Genomic DNA, 24,518 nt, shown 5'->3' with positions numbered 1-24,518 from the left:
AGCGGTGGGTCAGGCAACGATGCATCAACTGACATACCGCCTTCGCGAGCAAGCCCGCTCCCACAGGAATTGAGGTATGGCTCAGGCCCCCGGGCATATGGAGATCAAATGTGGGAGCTGGCTTGCCTGCGAAAGCGGTGGGTCAGGCAACGATGCATCAACTGACATACCGCCTTCGCGAGCAAGCCCGCTCCCACAGGAATTGAGGTATGGCTTAGGCACCCGGGCATATGAAGATCAAATGTGGGAGCCGGCTTGCCTGCGAAAGCAGTGTGTCAGGCACCTGATGCATCAACTGACATACCGCCTTCGCGAGCAAGCCCGCTCCCACAGAAATCGAGGTATGGCTCAGGCCCCCGGGCATACGGAGATCAAATGTGGGAGCTGGCTTGCCTGCGAAAGCGGTGGGTCAGGCACCTGATGCATCAACTGACATACCGCCTTCGCGAGCAAGCCCGCTCCCACAGGAATTGAGGTACGGCTTAGGCTCCCGGGCATATGAAGATCAAATGTGGGAGCTGGCTTGCCTGCGAAGGCGGTGGGTCAGGCACCTGATGCATCAACTGACATACCGCCTTCGCGAGCAAACCCGCTCCCACAGGAATTGAGGTATGGCTCAGGCACTCGGGCATATGGAGATCAAATGTGGGAGCTGGCTTGCCTGCGAAAGCTAGCTCGCCGTCACGGCTGATCGGCCTGATACGCCTCAATCACTTCCTGCGCCGCGCGGAACGCATCAATCGCCGCCGGGACGCCGGCGTACACCGCGCAGTGCAGCAGTGCTTCGCGAATCTCCTCAACGGTACAGCCATTATTCAGCGCGCCACGCACGTGGCCCTTGAGTTCCTGTGGGCACTTGAGCGCGGTCAGGGCGGCGAGGGTGATCAGGCTGCGGGTCTTCAGCGGCAGGCCTTCGCGGTTCCACACGCTGCCCCAGGCATGCTCGTTGACGAAATCCTGCAGCGGTTGGGTGAACTCGGTGGCGTTGCCCAGGGCACGGTCGACGAACACATCGCCCATCACCTGGCGACGCATCTCAACCCCGGGCTTTTTCTGATCGGTCATTGCGAATCCCTCTTGTGTTGGCGGCGCCAGGCTCGCAGCGTGCTGAACAACAGGAAGGCCACCAGCACTGGCAGGACGTAATACAGCATCAGTTGTTCAAGCTTGTTGGCCAGGGGCATGCCGGTGGTGAACGACATCACGTGCAGCCCGTACGCCAGGTACAGGCCCAGCAGCACCAGGCCTTCGGCGCGGGTCACGCGGTAACCGGTGTAGAACACCGGCAGGCACAGCACCACCACACCGAGCATTACCGGCAGGTCGAAATCCAGCGCATTGGGCGACACCGACAGCGGCGAGGGCGCGAGCAGGGCGGTGATCCCCAGCACGCCCAGCAGGTTGAACAGGTTGCTGCCGATCACGTTGCCCACGGCAATTTCCCGCTGTCCCCGCAGGGCGGCGATCAGTGAGGTGGCGAGGCAGGGCAGCGAGGTACCGACGCCGATCAGCGTGAGGCCGATGATGCGTTCCGAGAGGCCCAGGTCCGCTGCCACATCCACCGCCGCGCCCAGCAGCAAGTGCCCGGCCAGGACCAGCACCAGCAGGCCTGCGAGCATCAGCAGAACGCTGCTGAGCCACGGCGCGCGGGCCACGGTGTCGAGGGTGCGCGGGCGGCGGGAATGGCGCGTCTGGTAGTGCAGCACGCCCAGGTAGGCGACCAGCGCCAACAGCAACCACAAGCCGTCGACGGGTGTCAGTTCTTCATTGGCCGCCAGGGTGAATACCAGCAGACCGGCGAGGATCATCACCGGGATATCCACGCGCACCAGTTGGCGTGAGACGCGCAGGGGAATGATCAGCGCCGACAGGCCCAGGGTCACCAGGATGTTGAAGATACTGCTGCCGATCACGCTGCCCACGGCGATATCGGTGTTGCCGGCCAGGGTGGCCTGCAGGCTGACGGTCATCTGTGGCGCACTGCTGCCAAAGGCGACGATGCTCAAGCCGATGATCAGCGGCCGCACTTTCAGGCTCGCGGCCAGGCGCACGGCGGCGCGCACCAGGACCTCGGCGCCGACGATCAGCAGCAGCAGGCCGCTGACCAGTTCGAGCAGGCTCCAGGGCGAGAGGGCGGTCAATCCGAAAATGGCCACGGCGGCGCCTTCAGTTGCCCAAGGCTTGCACGCGCACGCGCGCAGTGCCACTGCCGAGCATGCCCAGTTGTTCGGCAGCCTTGCGTGAAAGGTCGATCAAGCGCCCACGCGTGTGCGGGCCGCGATCGTTGATGCGGACCACGACGGATTTGTCGTTGTCCAGATTAGTCACCTTGACCTGGGTGCCGAAGGGCAGTTGCCGATGGGCTGCGGTCAGGGCGTTCTGGTTGAAAGGTTCACCGCTGGCGGTCTTGTTGCCATGGTGTTTGGCGCCGTAATAGGAGGCGGTGCCGGTTTCGTCGTAGCCATTGGGGTTGATGATGCCGCTGGCGCAACCGGCCAGTAGGGAGAACAGGGCCAGCAGGCCGAGTAGACGCTTCATGCAAGGAGTCCCATTACAAATGTTGGAGTTGGCTTGCGTGGGAGCTGGCTTGCCTGCGATGGCTTCACCCCGGTGTAACTGATGCTCCGAGGCGCCTGCATCGCGGGCAAGCCCGGCTCCCACAGAAGCCGGGTCCTGCACGTGTCAGCCTTCGAGCTTGCTCTTCAGCAATTCGTTCACCTGTTGCGGGTTGGCCTTGCCCTTGGAGGCTTTCATGGCCTGGCCGACAAAGAAGCCGAACATCTTGCCGCGCTTGGCTTCGTCTGCCGCACGGTACTGCTCGACCTGCTCGGCGTTGGCCGCCAGCATTTCATCCAGCACGGCCGAGATCGCGCCGCTGTCGGTGACTTGCTTGAGGCCACGTTTCTCGATGATGTCGTCGGCGCTGCCTTCACCGCTGGCCATCGCTTCGAACACGGTCTTGGCGATTTTGCCGGAGATGGTGTTGTCCTTGATGCGCAGCAGCATGCCGCCCAATTGCTCGGCGGACACCGGCGCTTCGTCGATTTCCAGGCCTTGCTTGTTCAGCAGGCTGCCCAGCTCAACCATCACCCAGTTGGCCGCCAACTTGGCGTCACCGGCGATGCTCACGACTTTCTCGAAGTAGTTGGCTTGTTCACGGCTGGAAGCCAGGACGCTGGCATCGTAGACCGACAGGCCGAACTGCTCCTGGAAGCGCTCGCGTTTCTGCTGCGGCAATTCCGGCAACGTGGCGCGGATGTCGTTGAGGAACGAGTCTTCAAGGACGACCGGCAACAGGTCCGGATCGGGGAAGTAACGGTAGTCGTTGGCTTCCTCCTTGCTGCGCATGGCGCGGGTTTCGTCTTTGTTCGGGTCGTACAGGCGGGTCTGCTGGATGACCTTGCCGCCGTCTTCGATCAGCTCGATCTGGCGACGCACTTCGCTGTTGATCGCCTTCTCGATGAAACGGAACGAGTTGACGTTCTTGATCTCGCAACGGGTGCCGAACTCGACCTGGCCCTTGGGCCGGATCGACACGTTGCAGTCACAACGCAGCGAACCTTCGGCCATGTTGCCGTCGCAGATGCCCAGGTAGCGCACCAGCGCGTGGATGGTCTTGACGTAGGCAACGGCTTCCTTGGCGCTGCGCATGTCCGGCTCGGACACGATCTCCAGCAACGGTGTACCGGCGCGGTTCAGGTCGATACCGGTGGCGCCCGGGAATTCTTCGTGCAGGCTCTTGCCGGCGTCTTCTTCGAGGTGCGCGCGGGTTACGCCGACACGCTTGATGGTGCCGTCTTCCAGCGGGATGTCCAGGTGGCCCTTGCCGACGATCGGCAATTCCATCTGGCTGATCTGGTAGCCCTTGGGCAGGTCCGGGTAGAAGTAGTTCTTGCGCGCGAACACGTTGTGCTGGCCGATCTCGGCGTCGATCGCCAGGCCGAACATCACCGCCATGCGCACCGCTTCCTGGTTCAGCACCGGCAGGACACCGGGCATGCCCAGGTCGACCAGGCTGGCCTGGGTATTGGGCTCGGAGCCGAACGTGGTGGCGCTACCGGAGAAAATCTTCGATTGGGTGGCGAGCTGGGTATGAATCTCCAGCCCGATCACAACTTCCCATTGCATAGTGTTCTCCTCAGAAGCCGGTAGGGGTGCGGGTGTGCCAGTCGGTGTGCAACTGGTACTGGTGCGCCACATTGAGCAGGCGGCCTTCCTGGAAATACGGGGCGAGCAGTTGCACGCCGACCGGCAGGCCATCGACGAAACCGGCGGGCATGGACAAGCCCGGCAGGCCCGCGAGGTTGGCGGTGATGGTGTACAAGTCTTCCAGGTATTCGGCGATCGGGTCGCCGGTCTTGGCGCCGATCTTCCAGGCCGGGTTGGGCGTGGTTGGACCGAGGATGACGTCGACTTCTTCAAAGGCCGCCATGAAGTCGTTCTTGATCAGGCGACGGATTTTTTGCGCCTTGAGGTAGTACGCGTCGTAGTAACCGGCCGACAGCGCGTAGGCACCGACCATGATCCGGCGTTGTACTTCAACACCGAAGCCTTCGCCGCGCGAGCGTTTGTACAGGTCGGTAAGGTCTTTCGGGTTTTCGCAGCGATAGCCAAAACGCACGCCGTCGAAGCGCGACAGGTTGGAGGAGGCTTCAGCGGGCGCGATCACGTAGTACGCAGGAATCGCGTGCTGGTTGTTCGGCAGGCTGATTTCCTTGATCACGGCGCCGAGCTTTTCCAGCTCCTTGACGCTGTTGTGCACCAACTCGGCGATACGCGGGTCGAGGCCGGCGCTGAAGTATTCCTTCGGCACGCCGATGCGCAGGCCCTTGAGCGAGGTATTGAGGCTGGCGCTGTAGTCCGGCACCGGCTCATCGATGCTGGTGGAGTCCTGTTTATCGAAGCCTGCCATGCCTTGTAACAAAATCGCGCAGTCTTCAGCGGTGCGAGCCAGGGGGCCGCCCTGATCGAGGCTGGATGCGTAGGCGATCATGCCCCAGCGGGAAACACGACCGTAGGTCGGTTTCAGGCCGGTGAGGTTGGTGAAGGCCGCCGGCTGGCGGATCGAGCCGCCGGTATCGGTGGCGGTGGCAGCCGGCAGGAAGCGAGCCGCCACGGCCGCAGCCGAGCCACCGGACGAACCGCCGGGCACGTGCTCCAGGTTCCACGGGTTTTTCACCGCGCCGTAGTAGCTCGACTCGTTGGCCGAGCCCATGGCGAATTCGTCCATGTTGGTCTTGCCCAGGGTCACGGCCCCGGCGGCAGCCAGCTTGGACACCACGGTGGCGTCGTAGGGCGCCTTGAAGTTGTCGAGCATCTTCGAGCCGCAACTGGTGCGAATGCCCTGGGTGCAGAACAAGTCCTTGTGGGCGATCGGCGCGCCCAGCAGGGCACCGTTCTCACCGTTGGCGCGACGTGCGTCGGCGGCCTTGGCCTGGCTCAGCGCCAGTTCCTCGGTGAGGCTGATGAAGCTGTTGACCTTTGGATCGTGCTCGGCGATGCGCGCCAGCAGGGTCTTGGTCAGCTCTTCGGAAGAAAACTTTTTATCGGCGAGACCGCGGGCGATCTCGGCCAGAGTCATGTGATGCATTGCAGGCTCTTTCCCTTTAGTCGATGACTTTCGGAACCAGGTACAGGCCGTTTTCGACCGCTGGCGCGATGGACTGGTAGGCCTCGCGATTATTACTCTCGGTCACGACGTCTGCGCGCAGGCGCTGGCTGGCTTCCAGCGGGTGAGCCAGGGGCTCGATGCCGTCGGTGTCCACGGCCTGCATTTGGTCAACCAGCCCGAGAATGCTGTTCAGGGCTGCGGTGGTCTGTGGAAGATCGGCTTCATTCAGGCCAAGCGAGGCCAGATGAGCGATTTTTTCCACGTCGGAGCGTTCAAGCGCCATGGGAATCTCCAGTGGAAAACAGAACGGAGGCTGTCCGTGTGTTAGATTGTCGGAACACTACCGCATTTCTACGGTCTTACGGCCGCGATTGTGGGGGTTGGTGCACAGAAAGTCGGCCAATTTAGCACATTGGCGCCTTGCCCAAAATCCCTGTCGTTGTTAGAGTTTGCCGCACTTTTTTACCCACGCGTTGCCTAGGGTCCCTTTCCCATGTTCAAGAAACTGCGTGGCATGTTTTCCAGCGATCTTTCCATTGACCTGGGCACTGCCAACACCCTTATTTACGTGCGCGAGCGCGGTATCGTCCTGAATGAGCCATCGGTTGTGGCCATTCGGACCCATGGTAATCAGAAAAGTGTCGTTGCCGTTGGCACCGAGGCCAAGCGCATGCTCGGCCGTACACCAGGCAATATTGCTGCCATTCGTCCGATGAAAGACGGCGTGATCGCCGACTTCAGTGTCTGCGAGAAGATGCTGCAGTACTTCATCAACAAGGTTCACGAAAACAGTTTCCTGCAGCCCAGCCCTCGTGTGCTGATCTGCGTTCCATGCAAGTCCACCCAGGTGGAGCGTCGTGCCATCCGTGAATCGGCGCTCGGTGCCGGTGCCCGCGAAGTGTTCCTGATCGAAGAGCCAATGGCTGCTGCGATCGGTGCCGGCCTGCCGGTTGAAGAAGCCCGCGGTTCGATGGTGGTGGATATCGGTGGTGGTACTACTGAAATCGCCCTGATCTCCCTGAACGGTGTGGTGTATGCCGAATCCGTACGGGTTGGCGGCGACCGCTTCGACGAAGCGATCATCACCTACGTGCGTCGCAACTACGGCAGCCTGATCGGCGAATCCACCGCCGAGCGCATCAAGCAGGAAATCGGTACCGCTTACCCGGGCGGCGAAGTTCGCGAAGTCGATGTTCGCGGTCGCAACCTGGCCGAAGGCGTTCCACGTGCCTTCACCCTGAACTCCAATGAAGTGCTGGAAGCTCTGCAAGAGTCCCTGGCCACCATCGTTCAGGCTGTGAAGAGCGCCCTGGAGCAATCGCCGCCGGAACTGGCTTCCGACATCGCCGAGCGTGGCCTGGTGCTGACCGGTGGTGGCGCCTTGCTGCGCGACCTCGACAAGCTGCTGGCCCAGGAAACCGGCCTGCCGGTGATCGTTGCCGAAGACCCGCTGACCTGCGTCGCCCGTGGCGGTGGCCGTGCACTGGAAATGATGGATAAACACACCATGGACCTGCTCTCCAGCGAATAAGAGTTTGCTGGTTTGCCCATGTTTCGCCAACAGGCAGCACTTTGCAGTGCTGCCTGTTGGCGTTTATCTTCTTCAATCTGCATCCAGGCCGGTTAGATGCCGTATGAATAAAGAGAACATTTGCCTGGGAGGAGCGGCTTATTAAACCGCTTTTCGCCAAAGGCCCCTCATTGGGCGTGCGCCTGCTGGTGCTGGTCGTGCTTTCGGTCGCGCTGATGGTGGTCGATGCCCGCTTTGCACTGCTCAAGCCTGTGCGTAGCCAGATGTCGCTGGTGTTGATGCAGACATACTGGATCACCGACCTGCCGCAACGTCTGTACCAGGGCGTGGCCAGCCAATTCGGCAGCCGCACCGAGCTGGTCGCCGAGAACGAAAAACTCAAGACTGAAAACCTGCTGTTGCAGGGGCGCATGCAAAAGCTCGCGGCCCTCACCGAGCAGAACGTTCGGCTGCGCGAGTTGCTCAATTCTTCCGCACTGGTCAACGAAAAGGTCGAAGTGGCCGAGTTGATCGGCATGGACCCCAACCCCTTTACCCACCGCATCATCATCAACAAGGGTGAGCGCGATGGCGTGGTGCTCGGTCAGCCGGTGCTCGATGCGCGTGGCCTGATGGGGCAGGTGGTCGAGTTGATGCCCTACACCTCGCGGGTGCTGTTGCTGACGGACACGACCCATAGCATTCCCGTGCAGGTCAACCGTAACGGCCTGCGCGCGATTGCCAGCGGTACGGGCAACCCGGAACGCCTGGAATTGCGCCACGTCGCCGATACGGCCGACATCAAGGAAGGCGACCTGCTGGTCAGCTCCGGCCTGGGCCAGCGCTTCCCGGCGGGTTACCCGGTGGCGACGGTCAAGGAAGTGATCCACGATTCCGGCCAGCCCTTCGCCATTGTGCGCGCGGTGCCGACTGCTGCCTTGAACCGCAGCCGCTACCTGCTGCTGGTGTTCAGCGACAACCGTACCCCGGAAGAGCGCGCCAACGAAGCTGCCCAGGCCCAGGAAGCGGAAGACAAGAAGAACGGCACCACGCCCATCATTCCTGCGACCGTGCCCAAGCCTGCCGCTGCTGCACCGGTTACGCCCGCGGTGGCCCCGGCTGCAGCGCCTGTGGCGACCGCCGTGAAGCCTGCGACGCACACCGCGCATCCGGTTAAACCGGCGGCGACCAAACCCCCTGCGTCAACGCCAGCTGCTGCACCGGCGGCCAAGCCGCCCGTGACGGCACCGGCCGCCCGCCCAGCGACCACCGCTCCGGCGACCACACGGCAGAGGGAGGAATAAATGGCCGGTACTCATTCGCGCAATGGCTGGATCGTCTGGCTGACGTTCGCCATCGGCTTGTTGCTCAGTGTTTCGCCACTGCCGCAATTCATGGAAATCCTGCGTCCGCTCTGGCTGGCGTTGTTGCTGGCTTTCTGGTCGCTGAACCTGCCGCACAAAGTCGGCATGGTCACGGCCATGTTTCTGGGCTTGGCGGAAGATGTGCTGTATGGCACCTTGCTGGGCCAGAACGCATTGATCCTGACGCTGATCACTTTCCTGGTGCTGTCGTTGCAGCAACGCCTGCGCATGTTTCCCATGTGGCAGCAATGCCTGGTGATTCTGGTGATCTTCGGCCTGGCGCAGCTGGTGCAACTCTGGCTGAGCGCCCTGACCGGCAATCGCCAGCCAACCCTGGCACTGGTGCTGCCGGCCCTGGTCAGCGCCTTGTTGTGGCCATGGATCAGTTTCGGCCTGCGTGGGTTACGTCGTCGCTATAAAATCAATTGAATGGATTGCGAGGCTCTGCCTGGTTATCGAACTCTACAGGGAGAGTCTGCAATGAATTCGCTTTACCTGGCCTCGGGCTCCCCGCGGCGGCGTGAACTGCTGACCCAGATCGGTGTGCCTTTCACCGTGGTCAGCGCCGCCATTGATGAAACCCCTCTTACCAACGAAACCGCCGTTGCCTACGTCGAGCGTCTTGCTCGCGGCAAGGCAGCGGCGGGTTTTGCTGCGCTTGAACACACCGCCGGCGCTTGTGTGCTGGGCGCCGACACCGCCGTGATTGTGGACGGCAAGATCCTCGGCAAGCCGGTAGACCAGGCTGACGCGCTGGCGATGCTGATGGCCCTGGCAGGGCGTGAGCATGAAGTGCTGACCGCCATTGCCCTGACTGACGGCCAGCGCTGCGAAACCCACTGTGTAAGCAGTCGCGTACGGTTTCGCGGGATTTCTGTCGAAGAGGCTACAACCTACTGGCACAGTGGCGAACCCCAGGACAAAGCGGGCGGCTATGCTATCCAGGGCCTGGGTTCGGTGTTCGTTGCCGGTCTCAATGGCAGTTATTCCGCCGTGGTGGGCCTGCCGGTGTGCGAAACCGCGCAACTGCTCGCCCAATTCGGCATACCCTGTTGGCAACACCTTACCGCGCGCTGAACGCCTTTAATTGCGCGCCCAGCCTTAAGCGATCGGTCACTATTGTGAAAATGCCTGAACGAGACCCAGCCATGAGTGAAGAGATTCTGATCAATATCACGCCGATGGAATCGCGCGTGGCGGTGGTAGAGAACGGTGTTCTGCAAGAAGTGCACGTCGAGCGCACCCAGAAGCGCGGGATCGTCGGCAATATCTACAAAGGCAAGGTGGTGCGAGTACTGCCGGGGATGCAGGCCGCATTCGTCGACATCGGCCTGGACCGTGCTGCGTTTATCCACGCCTCGGAAATTTCCCTGCGCGAGGGCCCGGCAGTCGAAAGCATCAGCGCCCTGGTGCACGAAGGGCAGAGCCTGGTGGTGCAAGTCACCAAGGACCCCATCGGTTCCAAGGGCGCACGGCTGACAACCCAGCTGTCGATCCCGTCGCGCTACCTGGTGTACATGCCGCGTACCGCACATGTCGGCATTTCCCTGAAGATCGAAGACGAAGCCGAGCGCGAGCGCCTGAAAAAGGTGGTCAGCGACTGTGTGGCGGCCGAAGGTATCAAGGAAGCCGGCGGTTTTATCCTGCGCACGGCTGCCGAAGGCGCCGGTGCCGATGAAATCCTCATGGATATCCGCTACCTGCGGCGCCTGTGGGACCAGATCGGCGCGCAGATCAAGACCATCGGTGCGCCGAGCGTTATCTACGAAGACCTCGGTCTGGCCCTGCGGACCTTGCGCGACCTGGTCAGCCCGAAGATCGAGAAAATTCGCATCGACTCGCGGGAAACCTTCCAGCGAACCACGCAATTTGTTGCCGAATTGATGCCGGAAATTGCCGACCGCCTGGAGCATTACCCGGGGGAACGGCCGATCTTCGACCTGTATGGCGTCGAAGACGAAATCCAGAAAGCCCTGGAACGCAAGGTCCCGCTCAAGTCGGGCGGCTACCTGGTGGTGGACCCGGCGGAAGCCATGACCACCATCGACGTCAACACCGGGGCGTTTGTCGGTCACCGCAACCTCGAAGAAACCATCTTCAAGACCAACCTCGAAGCGGCCACCGCGATTGCCCGTCAACTGCGCCTGCGCAACCTGGGCGGCATCATCATCATCGACTTCATCGACATGGAAGACGAAGAGCACCAGCGCCAGGTGTTGCGCACCCTGGAGAAACAGCTGGAGCGCGATCACGCCAAGACCAACATCATCGGCATTACCGAGCTGGGCCTGGTGCAGATGACCCGCAAACGCACGCGCGAAAGCCTGGAGCAAGTGCTGTGCGAGCCTTGCAGCAGCTGCCAGGGGCGCGGCAAGTTGAAGACCCCGGAAACGGTTTGCTACGAGATTTTCCGCGAAATCCTACGGGAGGCGCGTGCCTACCAGGCCGAAGGCTATAGAGTGCTCGCCAACCAGAAAGTGGTCGACCGGTTGCTCGACGAGGAGTCCGGCAACGTGGCAGAACTGGAAGGTTTTATCGGGCGCACGATCCGCTTCCAGGTTGAAACCATGTATTCCCAGGAACAATACGACGTGGTGCTGCTCTGATCCCCAATCGTTTTCTTTTTACGAGACCTGCAGACCTTGATCTGCTGTCCGTCTACTGCCTTGAGGGTCGCCTGACATGGAGCGTCTGATACGCTTTTTTGCCGCTTTGACCCGTTGGGGCCTGGGCCTGTGCGCTTTGCTGCTGGTGTTGGCGGCGGTGTACGTGAGCCTGGGTCGTGAATTGACCCCGCTGGTGGCTGAATACCGCGCAGAAATTGAAGCCAAGGCCCAGGCTGCGGTGGACATGCCGCTGCAGATCGGCAGCCTCGAAGGGCGTTGGAGCGGTTTTGCGCCGGTGCTGCTGGCCCATGACGTGATGGTCGGCGAGGGCAGCAGTGCCTTGCGCCTGGACCAGGTCGAAGTGGTGCCGGACCTCTGGGCCAGCCTGATGGCGCGCGAAGTGCGCATTGCCCATCTGGAAGTCAGTGGCCTGCAATTGAGCGTCAAGGAAGACAAGGACGGCCATTGGGCCTTGCAAGGCTTGCCGGTGCAGGATGACCAGCCGTTGGATCCGGAGCAGGTGCTCACGCGGATGCAGAGGGTCAAGCGCGTGTCTTTGCTCGACAGCCAGGTCACGTTGCAGCCGTACGGCCAGGCACCGCTGACCCTGACGTACGTGGGCCTGAGCCTGCACACGGGTGCCACACGCCAGCGCCTGGATGCCCGCCTGACACTGCCCGACGGCCAGCCGCTGGCCCTGAGCCTGCGCAGTCGGATTCGCGCGAGCCAGTGGAAAGACGGTGCCGTCGATGCCTACCTGAGCCTGCCGCAAAGCGACTGGGCCAAGTGGATTCCGGCCCGGCTGACCCAGCAGTGGAAACTCACCCAATTCAAGGCCGGCGGCGAATTCTGGTTGAGCTGGGGCCAGCGCACCGTGCAGAGCGCGGTGGTGCGCCTTAACTCGCCACAGGTGAAGGGCAGTTACGCCGACCGCAAGCCCGTGCATATCGAAAACCTCGCGCTGACAGCGTACGTGCAGCGCAGCGAGAGCGGTCTCAAGGTGTTGTTCGACTCGCTGGCCATGAACCTGGGGGACACCCGCTGGGAGTCGCGCCTGCAGCTGCAGCAAAGCCTGCCCACCGACACGGCGCAGGAGGTCTGGAAGCTGCAGGCTGACCGCCTGGACCTCACGCCGATCACCCCACTGTTGAATGCCCTGGCGCCGCTGCCCGAAGGCTTCGCCAAGACTATCGAACACCTCAAGGCCACCGGCTTGCTGCGTAATGTGCTGGTGGATTTCCGTCCCCAGGACAGCACCGACCAGAAGGTCAGCTTCGCCGCCAATCTCGAACGTGTGGGTTTTGATGCGTACTTCGGCGCGCCGGCTGCGCGCAACGTGTCCGGCAGCATCAGCGGTGACTTGGGCCATGGCGAGTTGCGCATGGACAGCAAGGACTTTTCCCTGCACCTCGACCCGATTTTCGCCAAGCCCTGGCAGTACCTCCAGGCCAATGCACGCCTGACCTGGAAACTCGACAAGCAGGGTTTCACCCTGATCGCCCCGTATATCAAGGTGCTGGGTGAGGAAGGCAAGATCGCGGCGGATTTCCTGATTCGCCTGCATTTCGACCATACCCAGGAAGACTACATGGACCTGCGGGTCGGCATGGTCGACGGCGATGGGCGTTTCACCCCCAAGTATTTGCCTGCGGTGCTGAGCCCGGCCTTGGACGAATGGCTGCGCACGGCGATTCTCAAGGGCGCGGTCGACCAGGGTTTCTTCCAGTACCAGGGTTCGCTGAACCACGACGCATTGCCGGCTTCACGCAACATCAGCCTGTTCTTCAAGGTGCACGACGCCGAGCTGGCGTTCCAGCCTGGCTGGCCGCATGTGAGCAAGGTCAAGGGCGAAGTGTTCGTCGAAGAGAGCGGGGTGCGCATCCTGGCCAGCAAGGGCCAACTGCTCGACACCAAGGTCAAGGACGTCTACGTCAATATTCCGCACGCGCCTGAGGGCAAGGACAGCCACCTGTTGCTCACCGGCGAATTTGCCGGCGGGCTTGGCGATGGCCTGAAGATCCTGCAGGAAGCTCCGATCGGTACGGCATCGACCTTTGCCGGCTGGAAAGGCGAGGGCGACCTGAAAGGCAAGCTCGACCTGGACATTCCATTGGCCAAGGGCACCGAGCCCAAGATCGTGGTGGATTTCCAGACCGACAAGGCGCGCCTGCAATTGGCTGAGCCGACTCTGGATCTGACCCAGCTCAAGGGCGATTTCCGTTTTGACAGTGCCAAGGGCCTGAGCGGCCAGAACATCACAGCGCAGGCGTTCGACCGGCCGATCACCGCGCAGATTTTCGCCGATGGCAAGCCGGGTAGTATCAGCACCCGTGTGACGGCCAGGGGGCAGGTCACGGTCAAGCGGCTGACCGATTGGCTGAAAATCAGCCAGCCATTGCCGGTATCCGGGGATATTCCGTACCAACTGCAGGTCAATCTGGACGGCGCCGACAGCCAGTTGATGGTCAGTTCCAACCTCAAGGGCGTGGCGGTGGACCTGCCGGCCCCGTTCGGCATGCCGGCCAGCCAGGGCCGCGACAGCACGTTCCGCATGACCTTGCAGGGTGCCGAGCGGCGCTACTGGTTTGACTATGGCGAGTTGGCGAACTTTACCTTTGCCGCGCCGCCGGACAAATTCAATGACGGGCGCGGCGAGTTGTTCCTCGGCGATGGCGATGCGGTGCTGCCCGCAGGCAAGGGACTGCGGATTCGCGGTGTGCTCTCCGAGCTGGATATCGACCCGTGGAAAAAACTGGTCGACCGCTATGCGGGCAAGGACCCGGGCGGCAGCGCCAAGCAATTGCTCAGCGGCGCAGACTTCAAGGTGGGCAAACTGACCGGCTTTGGCACCCAGTTTGATCAGGTCAGCCTGCAACTGGACCGCAAGCCTGCCGCTTGGGGCCTGCAGCTCGACAGCCAGCAAGCCAAAGGCACGGTGAACCTGCCGGACGCCAAGGGCGCTCCGATTGCGGTCAACCTGCAATACGTGAAACTGCCGGCGGTGGACCCGACGGTGCAGGCCGACGAGAACGCCCCGGACCCATTGGCCGACGTCGACCCCAAGGACATTCCGGCCCTGGATATCGCGATTGATCAACTGTTCCAAGGGCCCGACCTTGTCGGGGCGTGGTCACTGAAAATCCGTCCGACCGCCAAGGGCCTGGCCTTCAACAACCTGGACCTGGGGCTCAAGGGCATGCAGCTCAAGGGCGCCGGTGGCTGGGAAGGTGCGCTGGGAGCCAGCGGCAGTTGGTACAAGGGTCGCCTGGATGGCAAGAACATTGGCGATGTGCTCAAGGGCTGGGGCTACGCGCCGACGGTCACCAGCAAGGACTTCCACCTGGATGTGGACGGTCGCTGGCCCGGTTCGCCGGCTTATGTCGGGCCGAAGCGTTTCTCCGGCAGCCTGGACGCGGCTTTCCGCAGCGGCCAGTTCGTTGAAGTGGAAGGCGGCGCCCAGGCGCTGCGGGTGTTCGGCCTGCTTAACTTCAACTCCATCGGCCGCCGTTTGCGGCTGGACTTCTCCGACCTGCTCGGCAAAGGCCTGAGCTATGACCGGGTCAAAGGCTTGTTGGCCGCCAGCAATGGCGTGTTCGTGACCCGTGAGCCCATCACCATGACCGGGCCGTCGACCAACCTGGAGCTCAACGGCACCCTGGACCTGGTGGCCGATCGGGTCGACGCCAAGTTGCTGGTGACCCTGCCCGTCACCAACAACCTGCCGATTGCTGCGCTGATCGTGGGGGCGCCGGCCATTGGCGGCGCGTTGTTCCTGATCGACAAGCTGATCGGCGACCGTGTGGCGCGCTTTGCCAGCGTGCAATACAAGGTGGAAGGCCCGTGGAAGGATCCAAAAATCACCTTCGACAAGCCATTTGAAAAACCAAACTGAGAGCCTGTGGAGTAGCATGGCCGCATGCCTTCTATGGAGTAGCGGCCCATGTCCTTTGCGGTAATTCAAATGGTCAGCCAGAGTGATGTGCTGGCCAATCTCGCCCAGGCCCGGCGTTTGCTGGAGCAAGCGGCGGCAGGCGGTGCGAAGCTGGCGGTATTGCCGGAAAACTTTGCCGCCATGGGCCGCCGCGACGTGGCCGCTATCGGTCGCGCCGAGGCATTGGGTGAAGGCCCGATCCTGCCATGGTTGAAACAGACCGCCCGCGACCTCACCTTATGGATAGTGGCCGGCACTGTGCCGTTGCCGCCCAGGGACCATCCGGATGCCAAGGTCAATGCCTGCTCGCTGCTGATCGATGATCAGGGCGAGATCGTTGCCCGCTACGACAAGTTGCACCTGTTCGATGTGGATGTGGCGGATGCCCGCGGGCGTTATCGCGAATCCGACGACTATGCTTTCGGTGGCAACGTGGTGGTGGCGGATACGCCGGTGGGCCGGATGGGCCTGACCGTGTGCTACGACCTGCGCTTCCCGGAGTTGTACAGCGAGTTGCGTGCGGCGGGGGCTGAATTGATTACGGCGCCCTCGGCCTTTACCGCAGTGACCGGCGCCGCGCACTGGGACGTGCTGATTCGCGCACGCGCCATCGAGACCCAGTGCTACTTGCTGGCGGCAGCCCAGGGGGGCGTGCATCCGGGCCCTCGGGAAACTTACGGCCACGCGGCGATCGTCGACCCGTGGGGGCGTGTGCTGACACAACAGGATCAAGGCGAAGCGGTGTTGCTGGCCGCACGCGACAGCAGTGAACAGGCGTCGATACGGGCGCGCATGCCGGTGGTCAACCATCGGCGCTTTTTCTCGCAGGGCGCGCAGCGACCTGCTTCAGAACGATGAATTTAAGGCCAAACCTATGAGCGAGTTGTTGTCCTCAGTCAGTGAACACCTCCTGGCACCCGGTGGCGTGACCATCGAAAGTCTGCAAACCGTGCTCGGCGATCTGGCCGGACCCGGCATCGACGCCGCCGACCTGTATTTCCAAGGGCAGATTTCCGAGTCCTGGGCGCTTGAAGATGGCATCGTCAAGGAAGGCAGTTTCAACCTCGACCAAGGCGTGGGCGTGCGTGCGCAGTCCGGTGAGAAAACCGGCTTCGCCTACAGCAACGCAATCACCCTGGAGGCCCTCGGCCTGGCCGCGCGTGCTGCGCGTTCGATTTCCCGTGCCGGCCAGAACGGCACGGTGCAGGCGTTCAGCACCCAGGATGTGGCGCAATTGTATGCGCCGGATAACCCCCTGGAAGTGATCAGCCGCGCGGAAAAAGTCGATTTGCTCAAGCGTATCGATGCGGCCACCCGCGCCCTCGACCCGCGCATCCAGCAAGTCACCGTGAGCATGGCCGGTGTGTGGGAGCGCATCCTGGTGGCCTCCACCGACGGCGGCCTGGCGGCGGATGTGCGCCCGCTGGTGCGGTTCAATGTCAGTGTGATCGTCGAGCAGAACGGCCGTCGCGAGCGCGGCGGCCATGGCGGCGGCGGGCGTACCGACTACCGATATTTCCTCACCGATGACCGCGCCATGGGGTATGCCCGTGAGGCGCTGCGCCAGGCGCTGGTCAATCTGGAGGCTATTCCGGCGCCGGCCGGCACGTTGCCGGTGGTGCTGGGATCGGGCTGGTCCGGCGTGTTGCTGCACGAAGCGGTCGGTCATGGCCTGGAAGGCGACTTCAACCGCAAGGGCAGCTCCGCCTACAGCGGGCGCATGGGCGAGATGGTCGCGTCCAAGCTGTGCACGATTGTCGATGACGGCACCCTGGCCGGTCGCCGTGGCTCGCTGAGTGTCGACGACGAAGGCACTCCGACCGAGTGCACCACCCTGATCGAAAACGGCGTGCTCAAGGGCTACATGCAAGACAAGCTCAACGCCCGCCTGATGGGCGTGGCGCGCACCGGTAATGGCCGTCGCGAGTCCTATGCGCACCTGCCAATGCCGCGCATGACCAACACCTACATGCTCGGTGGCGAAAGCGATCCGGCGGAAATCATCGCCTCGGTGAAACGCGGTATCTACTGCGCCAACCTCGGTGGCGGCCAGGTGGATATCACCAGTGGCAAGTTCGTGTTCTCCACCAGCGAGGCGTACCTGATCGAAGACGGCAAGATTACCGCGCCGGTCAAGGGGGCAACGTTGATTGGCAACGGCCCGGAAGCCATGAGCAAGGTGTCGATGGTCGGCAACGACCTGGCGCTGGACAGCGGCGTGGGCACGTGCGGGAAAGATGGGCAGTCGGTGCCGGTGGGTGTCGGCCAGCCAACGCTGAAGATTGATGCGATCACCGTGGGTGGCACGGGGTCGTAAGCCGTGGAGCGCCGGGTGGCGAAGGTCGCCACCCGGGGAAGAGGATCAGCGCAGGCCGCGTTGAGTCTCGTCCAGCTCACGGATGTACTTGAAGATTTTACGGCTGGTGGCCGGAGCCTTGTTTTGCGCCAGTTCGTGCTGGGCCTGACGAATCAGGGAGCGCAGTTGCTGGCGGTCCGCGTCCGGATAATCCACTACAAACTTCTCCAGTACAGCGTCATCGCCCGAAATCAGGCGGTCACGCCAACGTTCCAGGTTATGGAAGCGTTCGTTGTACTGGCGAGTGGAGGCATCGAGTTGATCGAGCAAGGTCAGAATGGCGTCAGTGTCCTGGTCGCGCATCAGTTTGCCGATAAACGAGATGTGCCGTTTACGCGCGATATTCGCGGTGTGCTTGGGCGCATCCGCCAGGGCCCGGCGCATTTCGTCGGTCAGTGGCAGTTTTGCAATCAAGTCCGGCTTGAGCGTTGTAAGGCGCTCGCCGAGGTCAACCAGAGCATGCAGCTCACGTTTGACCTGGGATTTGCTTTTCTCCCCATCGAGGGAGTCGTCGTAAGAATCAACCATGGTGGCAGTCCGCAAAGAAACGCCGCCATGATAACCAGTCGGGGGCCGCTTGTCCGGCCCGGTCGCTCGATGGCCTTAACCGAAAGCAGAATTTGAGTGGAGAAAACCATGAGTGCAGCCCAAAGCGTCGGTCCGCAAGCGTTACCGGCACTGCAGGAACAAGTCGAGCAGATCCTTGCCGAGGCCAAGCGCCAGGGGGCCAGCGCCTGTGAAGTTGCGGTGTCGCTGGAGCAGGGGCTGTCGACGTCGGTACGCCAGCGGGAAGTCGAAACCGTCGAATTCAACCGTGACCAGGGCTTTGGCATCACCTTGTACGTTGGCCAGCGCAAGGGTTCCGCCAGCACTTCGGCGAGTGGCCCGGAGGCGATTCGCGAAACCGTGGCCGCCGCCTTGGCAATCGCCAAGCACACCTCCGAGGATGAAAGCTCGGGCCTGGCCGATAAAGCGCTGATGGCCAAGGACCTGAAGGACTTCGATCTGTTCCATGCCTGGGACATCACGCCCGAGCAAGCCATCGAGCAGGCACTGACCTGTGAGGCGGCGGCGTTCGACGCTGATGCCCGCATCAAGAACGCTGATGGCACCACGTTGAGCACCCATCAGGGCTGCCGCGTGTACGGCAACAGCCATGGTTTTATCGGCGGTTATGCATCCACTCGACACAGCTTGAGCTGCGTGATGATCGCCGAGGCCAATGGCCAGATGCAGCGTGACTACTGGTACGACGTGAATCGCCAGGGCGATTTGTTGGCGGACCCTGCCAGTATTGGCCAGCGCGCTGCACAACGTGCCGCGAGCCGCCTGGGCGCGCGCCCAGTGCCGACGTGCGAAGTGCCCGTGCTGTTTTCCGCGGAGTTGGCCGGCGGCTTGTTCGGCAGTTTCCTGGGGGCGATTTCCGGTGGCAACCTGTACCGTAAATCATCGTTCCTGGAAGGCGCGATCGGCCAGCAGCTGTTTCCGGAGTGGCTGACCATCGACGAACGTCCGCACCTGATGCGGGCCATGGGCAGTTCGGCGTTCGACGGCGATGGCCTGGCGACTTATGCCAAGCCGTTCGTCGAGAAAGGTGAGTTGGTGTCCTACGTGTTGGGCACCTACTCGGGCCGCAAACTCGGCCTGCCGAGCACTGCAAACTCCGGTGGCGTACACAACCTGTTCGTCACCCACGGCGACGAAGACCAGGCGGCGTTGTTGCGGCGCATGGGCCGTGGCCTGCTGGTGACCGAGTTGATGGGCCAGGGCCTGAACATGGTCACCGGGGATTATTCGCGCGGTGCGGCGGGGTTCTGGGTCGAAAACGGCGAGATTCAATTTGCCGTCCAGGAAGTCACCATTGCCGGCAATATGCGCGACATGTTCAAGCAGATCGTTGCGGTCGGCAATGACTTGGAACTGCGCAGCAACATTCGCACGGGTTCGGTATTGATCGAACGGATGACCGTCGCCGGCAGCTGACCGTAGCGAGGTTCAACCAAAGCGCGTTATCCCACGGATAGCGCGCTTTTTTTATGCCTGCCTGACAGGTGGATTACGCTGCTGCCATTGCGTTGATTCTCAATATCATTTAATAATAAATATCATTACCGAATGAGTGTGGATCATGAGTTCTGTCCTGCATGAGGATCCGTACCTGGAGAGCTGGCGCTGGATGAGTCGTCAGATTCGCTGTGGCCTGGATCCGAATGAACCTCGCCTGATCGAACATTACCTCAACGAAGGGCGATACCTGGCGTGTTGCACGGCCACCCATCCGTGGACGATCGCTGAAACGTCGTTCCGGCTGCTGATCGACACCGCCAGCGACATCGCCTTGCCCTGGCACTGGCGTTCCCTGTGCCTGGACCAGGCCTGGCGCCCGCTGCGCGACCTGGAAAAACTCTCCCGCTGTGCCTGCCGCCTCAAGCGCTGGCAGGCCTTTGCCTGGCAATTGGCGACCTGCGAATTGCTGCCGTCTATTTCTCACTCCGACCTGGTGCAAGGATCTAACGATGAGTAACACCCGTATCGAACGCGACAGCATGGGCGAACTGCAGGTGCCGGCCGAGGCCTTGTACGGTGCGCAAACCCAGCGCGCGGTGAACAACTTTCCGATCAGCCATCAGCGCATGCCGGCGCAGTTCATCCGCGCCCTGATCCTGGCCAAGACCGCGGCCGCCAAGGTCAACGTCGACCTCAAGCAAATCAGCGAAGGGCAGGGCAAGGCCATCGTCGATGCCGCCCAGGGCTTGCTCGAAGGCGATTTCATGCAGCACTTCCCTGTGGACATCTTCCAGACCGGTTCCGGCACCAGTTCCAACATGAACGCCAACGAAGTGATCGCGACCCTCGCCAGCCGTTTGCTCGGCGAAGCGGTCAATCCCAATGATCACGTCAACTGCGGGCAAAGCAGCAACGACATCATCCCGACCACGATCCACGTCAGCGCCGCGCTGGTGCTGCACGAGCAAACATTGCCGGCACTGCTGCACCTGGTACAGGTGATCGAGCAGAAGGCCGAAGAAGTCCATCCGTTCATCAAGACTGGCCGTACTCACCTGATGGACGCCATGCCCGTGCGCATGAGCCAGGTGCTCAACGGTTGGGCGCAGCAGCTCAAGGCCAATATCGGTCATTTGCAGGACCTGCTGCCGAGCCTGCAGGCCCTGGCCCAGGGCGGTACGGCGGTGGGTACCGGGATCAATGCGCACCCGGAATTTGCTGCGCGCTTCAGCCAGCAACTGAGCAGCCTGACCGGCGTGAAGTTCACCCCGGGCAAGAATCTGTTCGCGTTGATTGGCTCCCAGGACACCGCCGTCGCCGTCTCGGGCCAGTTGAAAGCCGTTGCCGTCTCGCTGATGAAAATCGCCAATGACCTGCGCTGGATGAACTCCGGCCCGCTCGCCGGCCTCGGTGAAATCGAACTGGAGGGCCTGCAGCCTGGCTCGTCGATCATGCCCGGCAAGGTCAATCCGGTGATCCCGGAAGCAACTGCAATGGTCGCCGCGCAGGTGATCGGCAACGACAGTGTGATCACCATCGCCGGCCAGTCGGGCAATTTCGAGCTGAACGTGATGTTGCCGATCATCGCGCAGAACCTGCTCGGCAGCCTGGAGCTGCTGGCCAATTCCAGTCGCCTGTTGGCGGACAAGGCCATCGCCAGCTTCAAGGTCAACGAAGCCAAGCTCAAGGAAGCGCTCTCGCGCAACCCGATCCTGGTCACCGCACTCAACCCGATCATTGGTTACCAAAAAGCCGCTGAAATCGCCAAGAAGGCCTATCAGCAAGGCCGCCCGGTGATTGATGTCGCCCTCGAGCACACCGACTTGCCGCGCAGCCAACTGGAGGTCCTGCTGGACCCGGAAAAGCTCACGGCCGGCGGCGTGTAATCACCGACACTGCTTTGGAGGCTCACCATGGAGCATTGGAAACGCACGATCGAATGGGCCAATCGCTGCTTTATGCAGGGCGAGCTGGTAGACGCTCGCGAGGCCTATCTACAGGCCCTGGCCTTGGCTCAGGTGTTGTTCGAGCGCTGGGCGGATGCCGACGAAGCGGTGGCGGCCTGCGTCATTTCCCATCACAACCTGGCGGACCTGCACCTGCGCCTGAACCAGCCGGAGGAGAGCGCCGAATACCTTTGCGCCATCCACCAGCGCCTCTTGCAGACCATGCAGGACCCGCGCCTGAGCCCGCAATTGCGTGAAGCGGCCCTGCGCCAGAGCAGCAAGACCTACGTCGAGCTGTTGAATTTCATCAGCGACCACGGCGAGTACCCGCGTACTCATCGGCTGCTGGGCAGCACTGCGGCGCCCTCGGATGCGTCGACTCGCAACAGTCCTTATTACGGAGCACATTGAAATGTCCTACACCTTGCCTGCCTTGCCTTACGCCTACGATGCCCTGGAACCGCATATCGATGCGCAAACCATGGAGATTCACTACACCAAGCACCACCAGACCTACATCAATAACCTCAATGCTGCGGTCGAGGGCACCGAGTTCGCCGGCTGGCCGGTAGAGAAACTGGTCTCCAGCGTGCAACAACTGCCGGAAAAACTGCGTGCGGCGGTCATCAACCAAGGCGGTGGCCACGCCAACCACTCGTTGTTCTGGGCGGTGATGTCGCCCAAAGGTGGCGGCAAGCCAGAAGGCGCGCTGGGCAGGGCCATCGACGAGCAACTGGGCGGTTTCGACAGCTTCAAGGAGGCGTTCACCAAAGCCGCGTTGACGCGTTTCGGCAGTGGCTGGGCCTGGCTGAGCGTGACACCGCAAAAGACCCTGGTGGTGGAAAGCAGTGGTAACCAGGACAGCCCGCTGATGAACGGCAATACGCCGATCCTGGGCCTGGACGTCTGGGAACACGCTTACTATCTGCTGTACCAGAACCGTCGCCCGGAATACATCAATGCCTTCTACAGTGTTATCAATTGGCCGGAAGTTGCCGCGCGCTATCAGGCCGCCCTGGCCTGATCTTCACCCTTCATAACCCGATCTAAGGCCGACTATGGGCACGCAAACACTGGCGATCAGCAGCGGACGAATGTTTCGTTATGCGTTTGGCTCGCTGCTGCTATTGGCAGGTACTGCATTGTTGGTGGCCCATGGACTGGCCTGGCTGGACCTGGAGCCGCGTATCCTGCGCGCCCTGCAGGGCGGGTCAATCTGTGCACTCGGCACGGCACTCGGCGCGGTGCCGGTGTTGGTGATTCGGCGCATGCCGGTGGCGTTGAGCGATACATTGCTGGGCTTTGGCGCCGGGGTAATGCTGGCGGCGACTGCATTTTCGCTGATCGTGCCGGGCATTGCCGCGGCTGAAGGCCTCGGGCTCTCGCCCTGGGGCGCCAGTGGCTTGATCAGCTTCGGCATCATGCTGGGTGCATTCGGGTTGTATCTGGTTGACCGCAAGGTCTCCGGCGCAAGCCCGGAAATGTTGGTGGGCACGCCGGACAACCCGGTGATCCCGCCGCGCATCTGGCTGTTCGTGTTTGCCATTATTGCCCACAACATCCCGGAAGGCATGGCGGTGGGCGTTTCCGCCGGCGGCGGCATGCCGGACGCCGATAGCTTGGCCATGGGCATTGCCTTGCAGGACGTGCCCGAAGGGCTGGTGATTGCGTTGGTATTGGCCGGGGCCGGGATGTCGCGGGTCAAGGCCTTCCTGATCGGAGCCGCGTCAGGCTTGGTGGAGCCGGTATTTGCAGTGCTTTGCGCATGGCTGGTGAGTTTGGCCGAGGTGCTGTTGCCGTTGGGCCTGGCCCTGGCTGCTGGCGCGATGCTGTTGGTGGTGACCCACGAAGTGATCCCGGAGTCGCGGCGCAATGGTCATGAGAAGCTCGCCAGCCTGGGATTGTGCATCGGGTTCTGCTTGATGATGGTGATGGATACAGCCGTGGGGTAAACCGCTCCCGGTTAGGCGTCGGCTCGCCGGCGCTCGGTCGCGGTCTTGAAGGACTCTATCGCCGGCAAGCCGGGCTCCTACGGAAGGTTATTCGCCTTCGTCGAAGAAGTTATTGATCAATGCCACCAGTGCGGTCATTGCTTCGTCTTCCTGCTCACCTTCGGTCTTCAGATGAATCTTGGTGCCCTTGCCGGCAGCCAGCATCATCATGGCCATGATGCTCTTGCCGTCGACCATGGAATCCGGGGTGCGTCCGGCGCGGATCTGACAGGGGAACTGCCCGGCAACACCGACGAATTTGGCCGAGGCGCGGGCGTGCAGGCCCAGCTTGTTGATGATTTCAATTTCCAGAGCGGGCATCGCGGGGGTGTTCCTTTCAGCTAAGGTCGCGGTGGCGAACCTGGACGTTCTTGAGGGTTTGTTGCAGCACCTGGCCCAGGCGCTCGGTCAGGTAGACGGAACGGTGGTGGCCGCCGGTGCAGCCGATAGCGATGGTGACATAGGCGCGGTTGCTCGCGGCAAAGCGCGGCAGCCATTTGAGCAGGTAGCTGGAGATGTCCTGGAACATCTCCTCCACATCCGGCTGCGCTGCCAGGTAATCGGCCACCGGCTGATCCAGCCCGGACTGATCACGCAGTTCCGGTTTCCAATAGGGGTTGGGTAGGCAACGCACATCGAACACCAGGTCGGCGTCCACCGGCATGCCCCGCTTGAAGCCAAAAGACTCCACGAGAAATGCGGTGCCAGGCTCCGGCTGATTCAGCAGGCGCAGCTTGATGGCATCGCGCAGCTGGTACAGGTTGAGGCTGGTGGTGTTGATCTTGAGGTCGGCGAGGTCGATGATCGGCCCCAGCAACGTGGTCTCATCTTCGATGGCTTCAGCCAGCGAGCGATGAGGGCTGCTGAGCGGGTGGCGTCTGCGGGTTTCGGAGAAGCGCTTGAGCAGCGTCTCTTCGTCGGCGTCCAGGTACAGCACATCGCAATGAATGTGTTTGGCGCGCACTTCCTCGAGCAATTGCGGGAAGCGCTCGAGGTGGCTGGGCAGGTTGCGGGCGTCAATCGAAACAGCGACCAGGGGTTGCGCCAGTTCGGTGTGGATCAACGCACGTTCCGCCAATTCCGGCAGCAGGCCGGCGGGCAGGTTGTCGATGCAATAGAAACCGTTGTCCTCAAGAACATTGAGGGCGGTGCTTTTACCCGAGCCGGAGCGGCCGCTGACGATGATCAAACGCATG

Annotated in this window: 23 protein-coding genes; 14 read left to right on the top strand and 9 right to left on the bottom strand. The window is 62.1% G+C overall.

Annotated elements, in window-relative coordinates:
- Window positions 1-681: 681 nt before the first annotated feature.
- The 6 genes from NTD80_RS24620 to gatC all read right to left on the bottom strand — a co-directional run bounded on the left by NTD80_RS24620 (window position 682) and on the right by gatC (window position 5,894).
- Complete coding sequence (locus NTD80_RS24620; protein ID WP_065900684.1) at window positions 682-1,065, bottom strand: carboxymuconolactone decarboxylase family protein; 384 nt, start codon at window positions 1,063-1,065, stop codon at window positions 682-684.
- On the bottom strand, window positions 1,062-2,108 hold the full coding sequence (locus NTD80_RS24615; protein WP_177343924.1) for a calcium/sodium antiporter: 1,047 nt from the start codon (window positions 2,106-2,108) through the stop codon (window positions 1,062-1,064). The genes NTD80_RS24620 and NTD80_RS24615 overlap by 4 nt, the downstream gene beginning before the upstream one ends.
- 58 nt (window positions 2,109-2,166) lie before the next feature.
- The gene (locus NTD80_RS24610; protein ID WP_213550577.1) at window positions 2,167-2,538 is read right to left on the bottom strand and encodes a septal ring lytic transglycosylase RlpA family protein; all 372 of its coding nucleotides are present in this window, start codon (window positions 2,536-2,538) and stop codon (window positions 2,167-2,169) included.
- Window positions 2,539-2,682: 144 nt separating this feature from the next.
- Window positions 2,683-4,128, bottom strand: coding sequence for an Asp-tRNA(Asn)/Glu-tRNA(Gln) amidotransferase subunit GatB (gatB, locus tag NTD80_RS24605; protein WP_262135316.1), 1,446 nt, complete (start codon window positions 4,126-4,128; stop codon window positions 2,683-2,685).
- Window positions 4,129-4,138: 10 nt separating this feature from the next.
- Window positions 4,139-5,590 (bottom strand): Asp-tRNA(Asn)/Glu-tRNA(Gln) amidotransferase subunit GatA, encoded by a 1,452-nt coding sequence (gene gatA / locus NTD80_RS24600; RefSeq protein ID WP_065900689.1) that lies wholly within the window; start codon window positions 5,588-5,590, stop codon window positions 4,139-4,141.
- Window positions 5,591-5,606: 16 nt separating this feature from the next.
- Window positions 5,607-5,894 (bottom strand): Asp-tRNA(Asn)/Glu-tRNA(Gln) amidotransferase subunit GatC, encoded by a 288-nt coding sequence (gatC, locus tag NTD80_RS24595; protein ID WP_065900690.1) that lies wholly within the window; start codon window positions 5,892-5,894, stop codon window positions 5,607-5,609.
- Window positions 5,895-6,104: 210 nt separating this feature from the next.
- Between gatC and mreB the strand changes: the two genes are divergently transcribed.
- The 8 genes from mreB (at window position 6,105) to tldD (ending at window position 17,339) form a co-directional block, all read left to right on the top strand.
- The gene (gene mreB, locus NTD80_RS24590) at window positions 6,105-7,142 is read left to right on the top strand and encodes a rod shape-determining protein MreB (protein ID WP_002555108.1); all 1,038 of its coding nucleotides are present in this window, start codon (window positions 6,105-6,107) and stop codon (window positions 7,140-7,142) included.
- Window positions 7,143-7,282: 140 nt separating this feature from the next.
- A complete protein-coding gene (gene mreC, locus NTD80_RS24585; RefSeq protein ID WP_262135317.1) occupies window positions 7,283-8,425 on the top strand; it encodes a rod shape-determining protein MreC in 1,143 nt (380 codons plus the stop codon).
- Window positions 8,426-8,914: a rod shape-determining protein MreD gene (gene mreD / locus NTD80_RS24580; RefSeq protein WP_003171788.1), complete on the top strand. Its 489-nt coding sequence runs from the start codon at window positions 8,426-8,428 to the stop codon at window positions 8,912-8,914. It abuts the gene before it with no gap.
- A gap of 51 nt (window positions 8,915-8,965) precedes the next feature.
- A complete protein-coding gene (locus tag NTD80_RS24575) occupies window positions 8,966-9,562 on the top strand; it encodes a Maf family protein (RefSeq protein WP_262135315.1) in 597 nt (198 codons plus the stop codon).
- Window positions 9,563-9,633: 71 nt separating this feature from the next.
- Window positions 9,634-11,091: a ribonuclease G gene (rng, locus tag NTD80_RS24570; protein WP_010213134.1), complete on the top strand. Its 1,458-nt coding sequence runs from the start codon at window positions 9,634-9,636 to the stop codon at window positions 11,089-11,091.
- Window positions 11,092-11,167: 76 nt separating this feature from the next.
- The gene (locus NTD80_RS24565) at window positions 11,168-14,983 is read left to right on the top strand and encodes a YhdP family protein (RefSeq protein ID WP_262135314.1); all 3,816 of its coding nucleotides are present in this window, start codon (window positions 11,168-11,170) and stop codon (window positions 14,981-14,983) included.
- 48 nt (window positions 14,984-15,031) lie between these two features.
- On the top strand, window positions 15,032-15,880 hold the full coding sequence (locus tag NTD80_RS24560; protein ID WP_262135313.1) for a carbon-nitrogen hydrolase family protein: 849 nt from the start codon (window positions 15,032-15,034) through the stop codon (window positions 15,878-15,880).
- A 16-nt stretch (window positions 15,881-15,896) separates the two neighbouring features.
- A complete protein-coding gene (tldD, locus tag NTD80_RS24555; protein WP_065900701.1) occupies window positions 15,897-17,339 on the top strand; it encodes a metalloprotease TldD in 1,443 nt (480 codons plus the stop codon).
- Window positions 17,340-17,384: 45 nt separating this feature from the next.
- Here tldD and yjgA read toward each other — a convergent pair whose 3' ends face one another.
- Entirely contained in the window at window positions 17,385-17,906 is a 522-nt protein-coding gene (gene yjgA, locus NTD80_RS24550; protein WP_065900703.1) for a ribosome biogenesis factor YjgA, read from the bottom strand.
- Window positions 17,907-18,014: 108 nt separating this feature from the next.
- Between yjgA and pmbA the strand changes: the two genes are divergently transcribed.
- From pmbA to NTD80_RS24520, 6 genes are all read left to right on the top strand, one after another.
- Window positions 18,015-19,361 (top strand): metalloprotease PmbA, encoded by a 1,347-nt coding sequence (pmbA, locus tag NTD80_RS24545; protein ID WP_065900704.1) that lies wholly within the window; start codon window positions 18,015-18,017, stop codon window positions 19,359-19,361.
- 145 nt (window positions 19,362-19,506) lie between these two features.
- The gene (locus tag NTD80_RS24540; protein WP_213550567.1) at window positions 19,507-19,902 is read left to right on the top strand and encodes a FagA protein; all 396 of its coding nucleotides are present in this window, start codon (window positions 19,507-19,509) and stop codon (window positions 19,900-19,902) included.
- Window positions 19,895-21,271 carry a class II fumarate hydratase gene (locus NTD80_RS24535; protein ID WP_106805146.1) on the top strand — a complete coding sequence of 459 codons (1,377 nt, stop codon included), beginning with the start codon at window positions 19,895-19,897 and terminating at the stop codon, window positions 21,269-21,271. The genes NTD80_RS24540 and NTD80_RS24535 overlap by 8 nt, the downstream gene beginning before the upstream one ends.
- Before the next feature lie 27 nt (window positions 21,272-21,298).
- Complete coding sequence (locus NTD80_RS24530) at window positions 21,299-21,742, top strand: hypothetical protein (protein WP_262135312.1); 444 nt, start codon at window positions 21,299-21,301, stop codon at window positions 21,740-21,742.
- 1 nt (window position 21,743) lies between these two features.
- Window positions 21,744-22,355 carry a superoxide dismutase gene (locus NTD80_RS24525; RefSeq protein ID WP_262135310.1) on the top strand — a complete coding sequence of 204 codons (612 nt, stop codon included), beginning with the start codon at window positions 21,744-21,746 and terminating at the stop codon, window positions 22,353-22,355.
- Window positions 22,356-22,389: 34 nt separating this feature from the next.
- Window positions 22,390-23,283 (top strand): ZIP family metal transporter, encoded by an 894-nt coding sequence (locus NTD80_RS24520; RefSeq protein ID WP_262135309.1) that lies wholly within the window; start codon window positions 22,390-22,392, stop codon window positions 23,281-23,283.
- Window positions 23,284-23,370: 87 nt separating this feature from the next.
- On the opposite strand, the gene NTD80_RS24515 is transcribed toward NTD80_RS24520, so the two are convergent.
- Entirely contained in the window at window positions 23,371-23,643 is a 273-nt protein-coding gene (locus NTD80_RS24515) for an HPr family phosphocarrier protein (RefSeq protein WP_262135308.1), read from the bottom strand.
- Window positions 23,644-23,659: 16 nt separating this feature from the next.
- Complete coding sequence (gene rapZ, locus NTD80_RS24510) at window positions 23,660-24,517, bottom strand: RNase adapter RapZ (RefSeq protein WP_025856309.1); 858 nt, start codon at window positions 24,515-24,517, stop codon at window positions 23,660-23,662.
- Window position 24,518 lies beyond the last annotated feature (1 nt).

This window comes from Pseudomonas sp. 13B_2.1_Bac1 (genome assembly GCF_025466155.1).
Taxonomy (GTDB): Bacteria; Pseudomonadota; Gammaproteobacteria; order Pseudomonadales; family Pseudomonadaceae; genus Aquipseudomonas; species Aquipseudomonas aylmerensis.
This window is presented reverse-complemented; position numbering and strand designations above follow the sequence as displayed.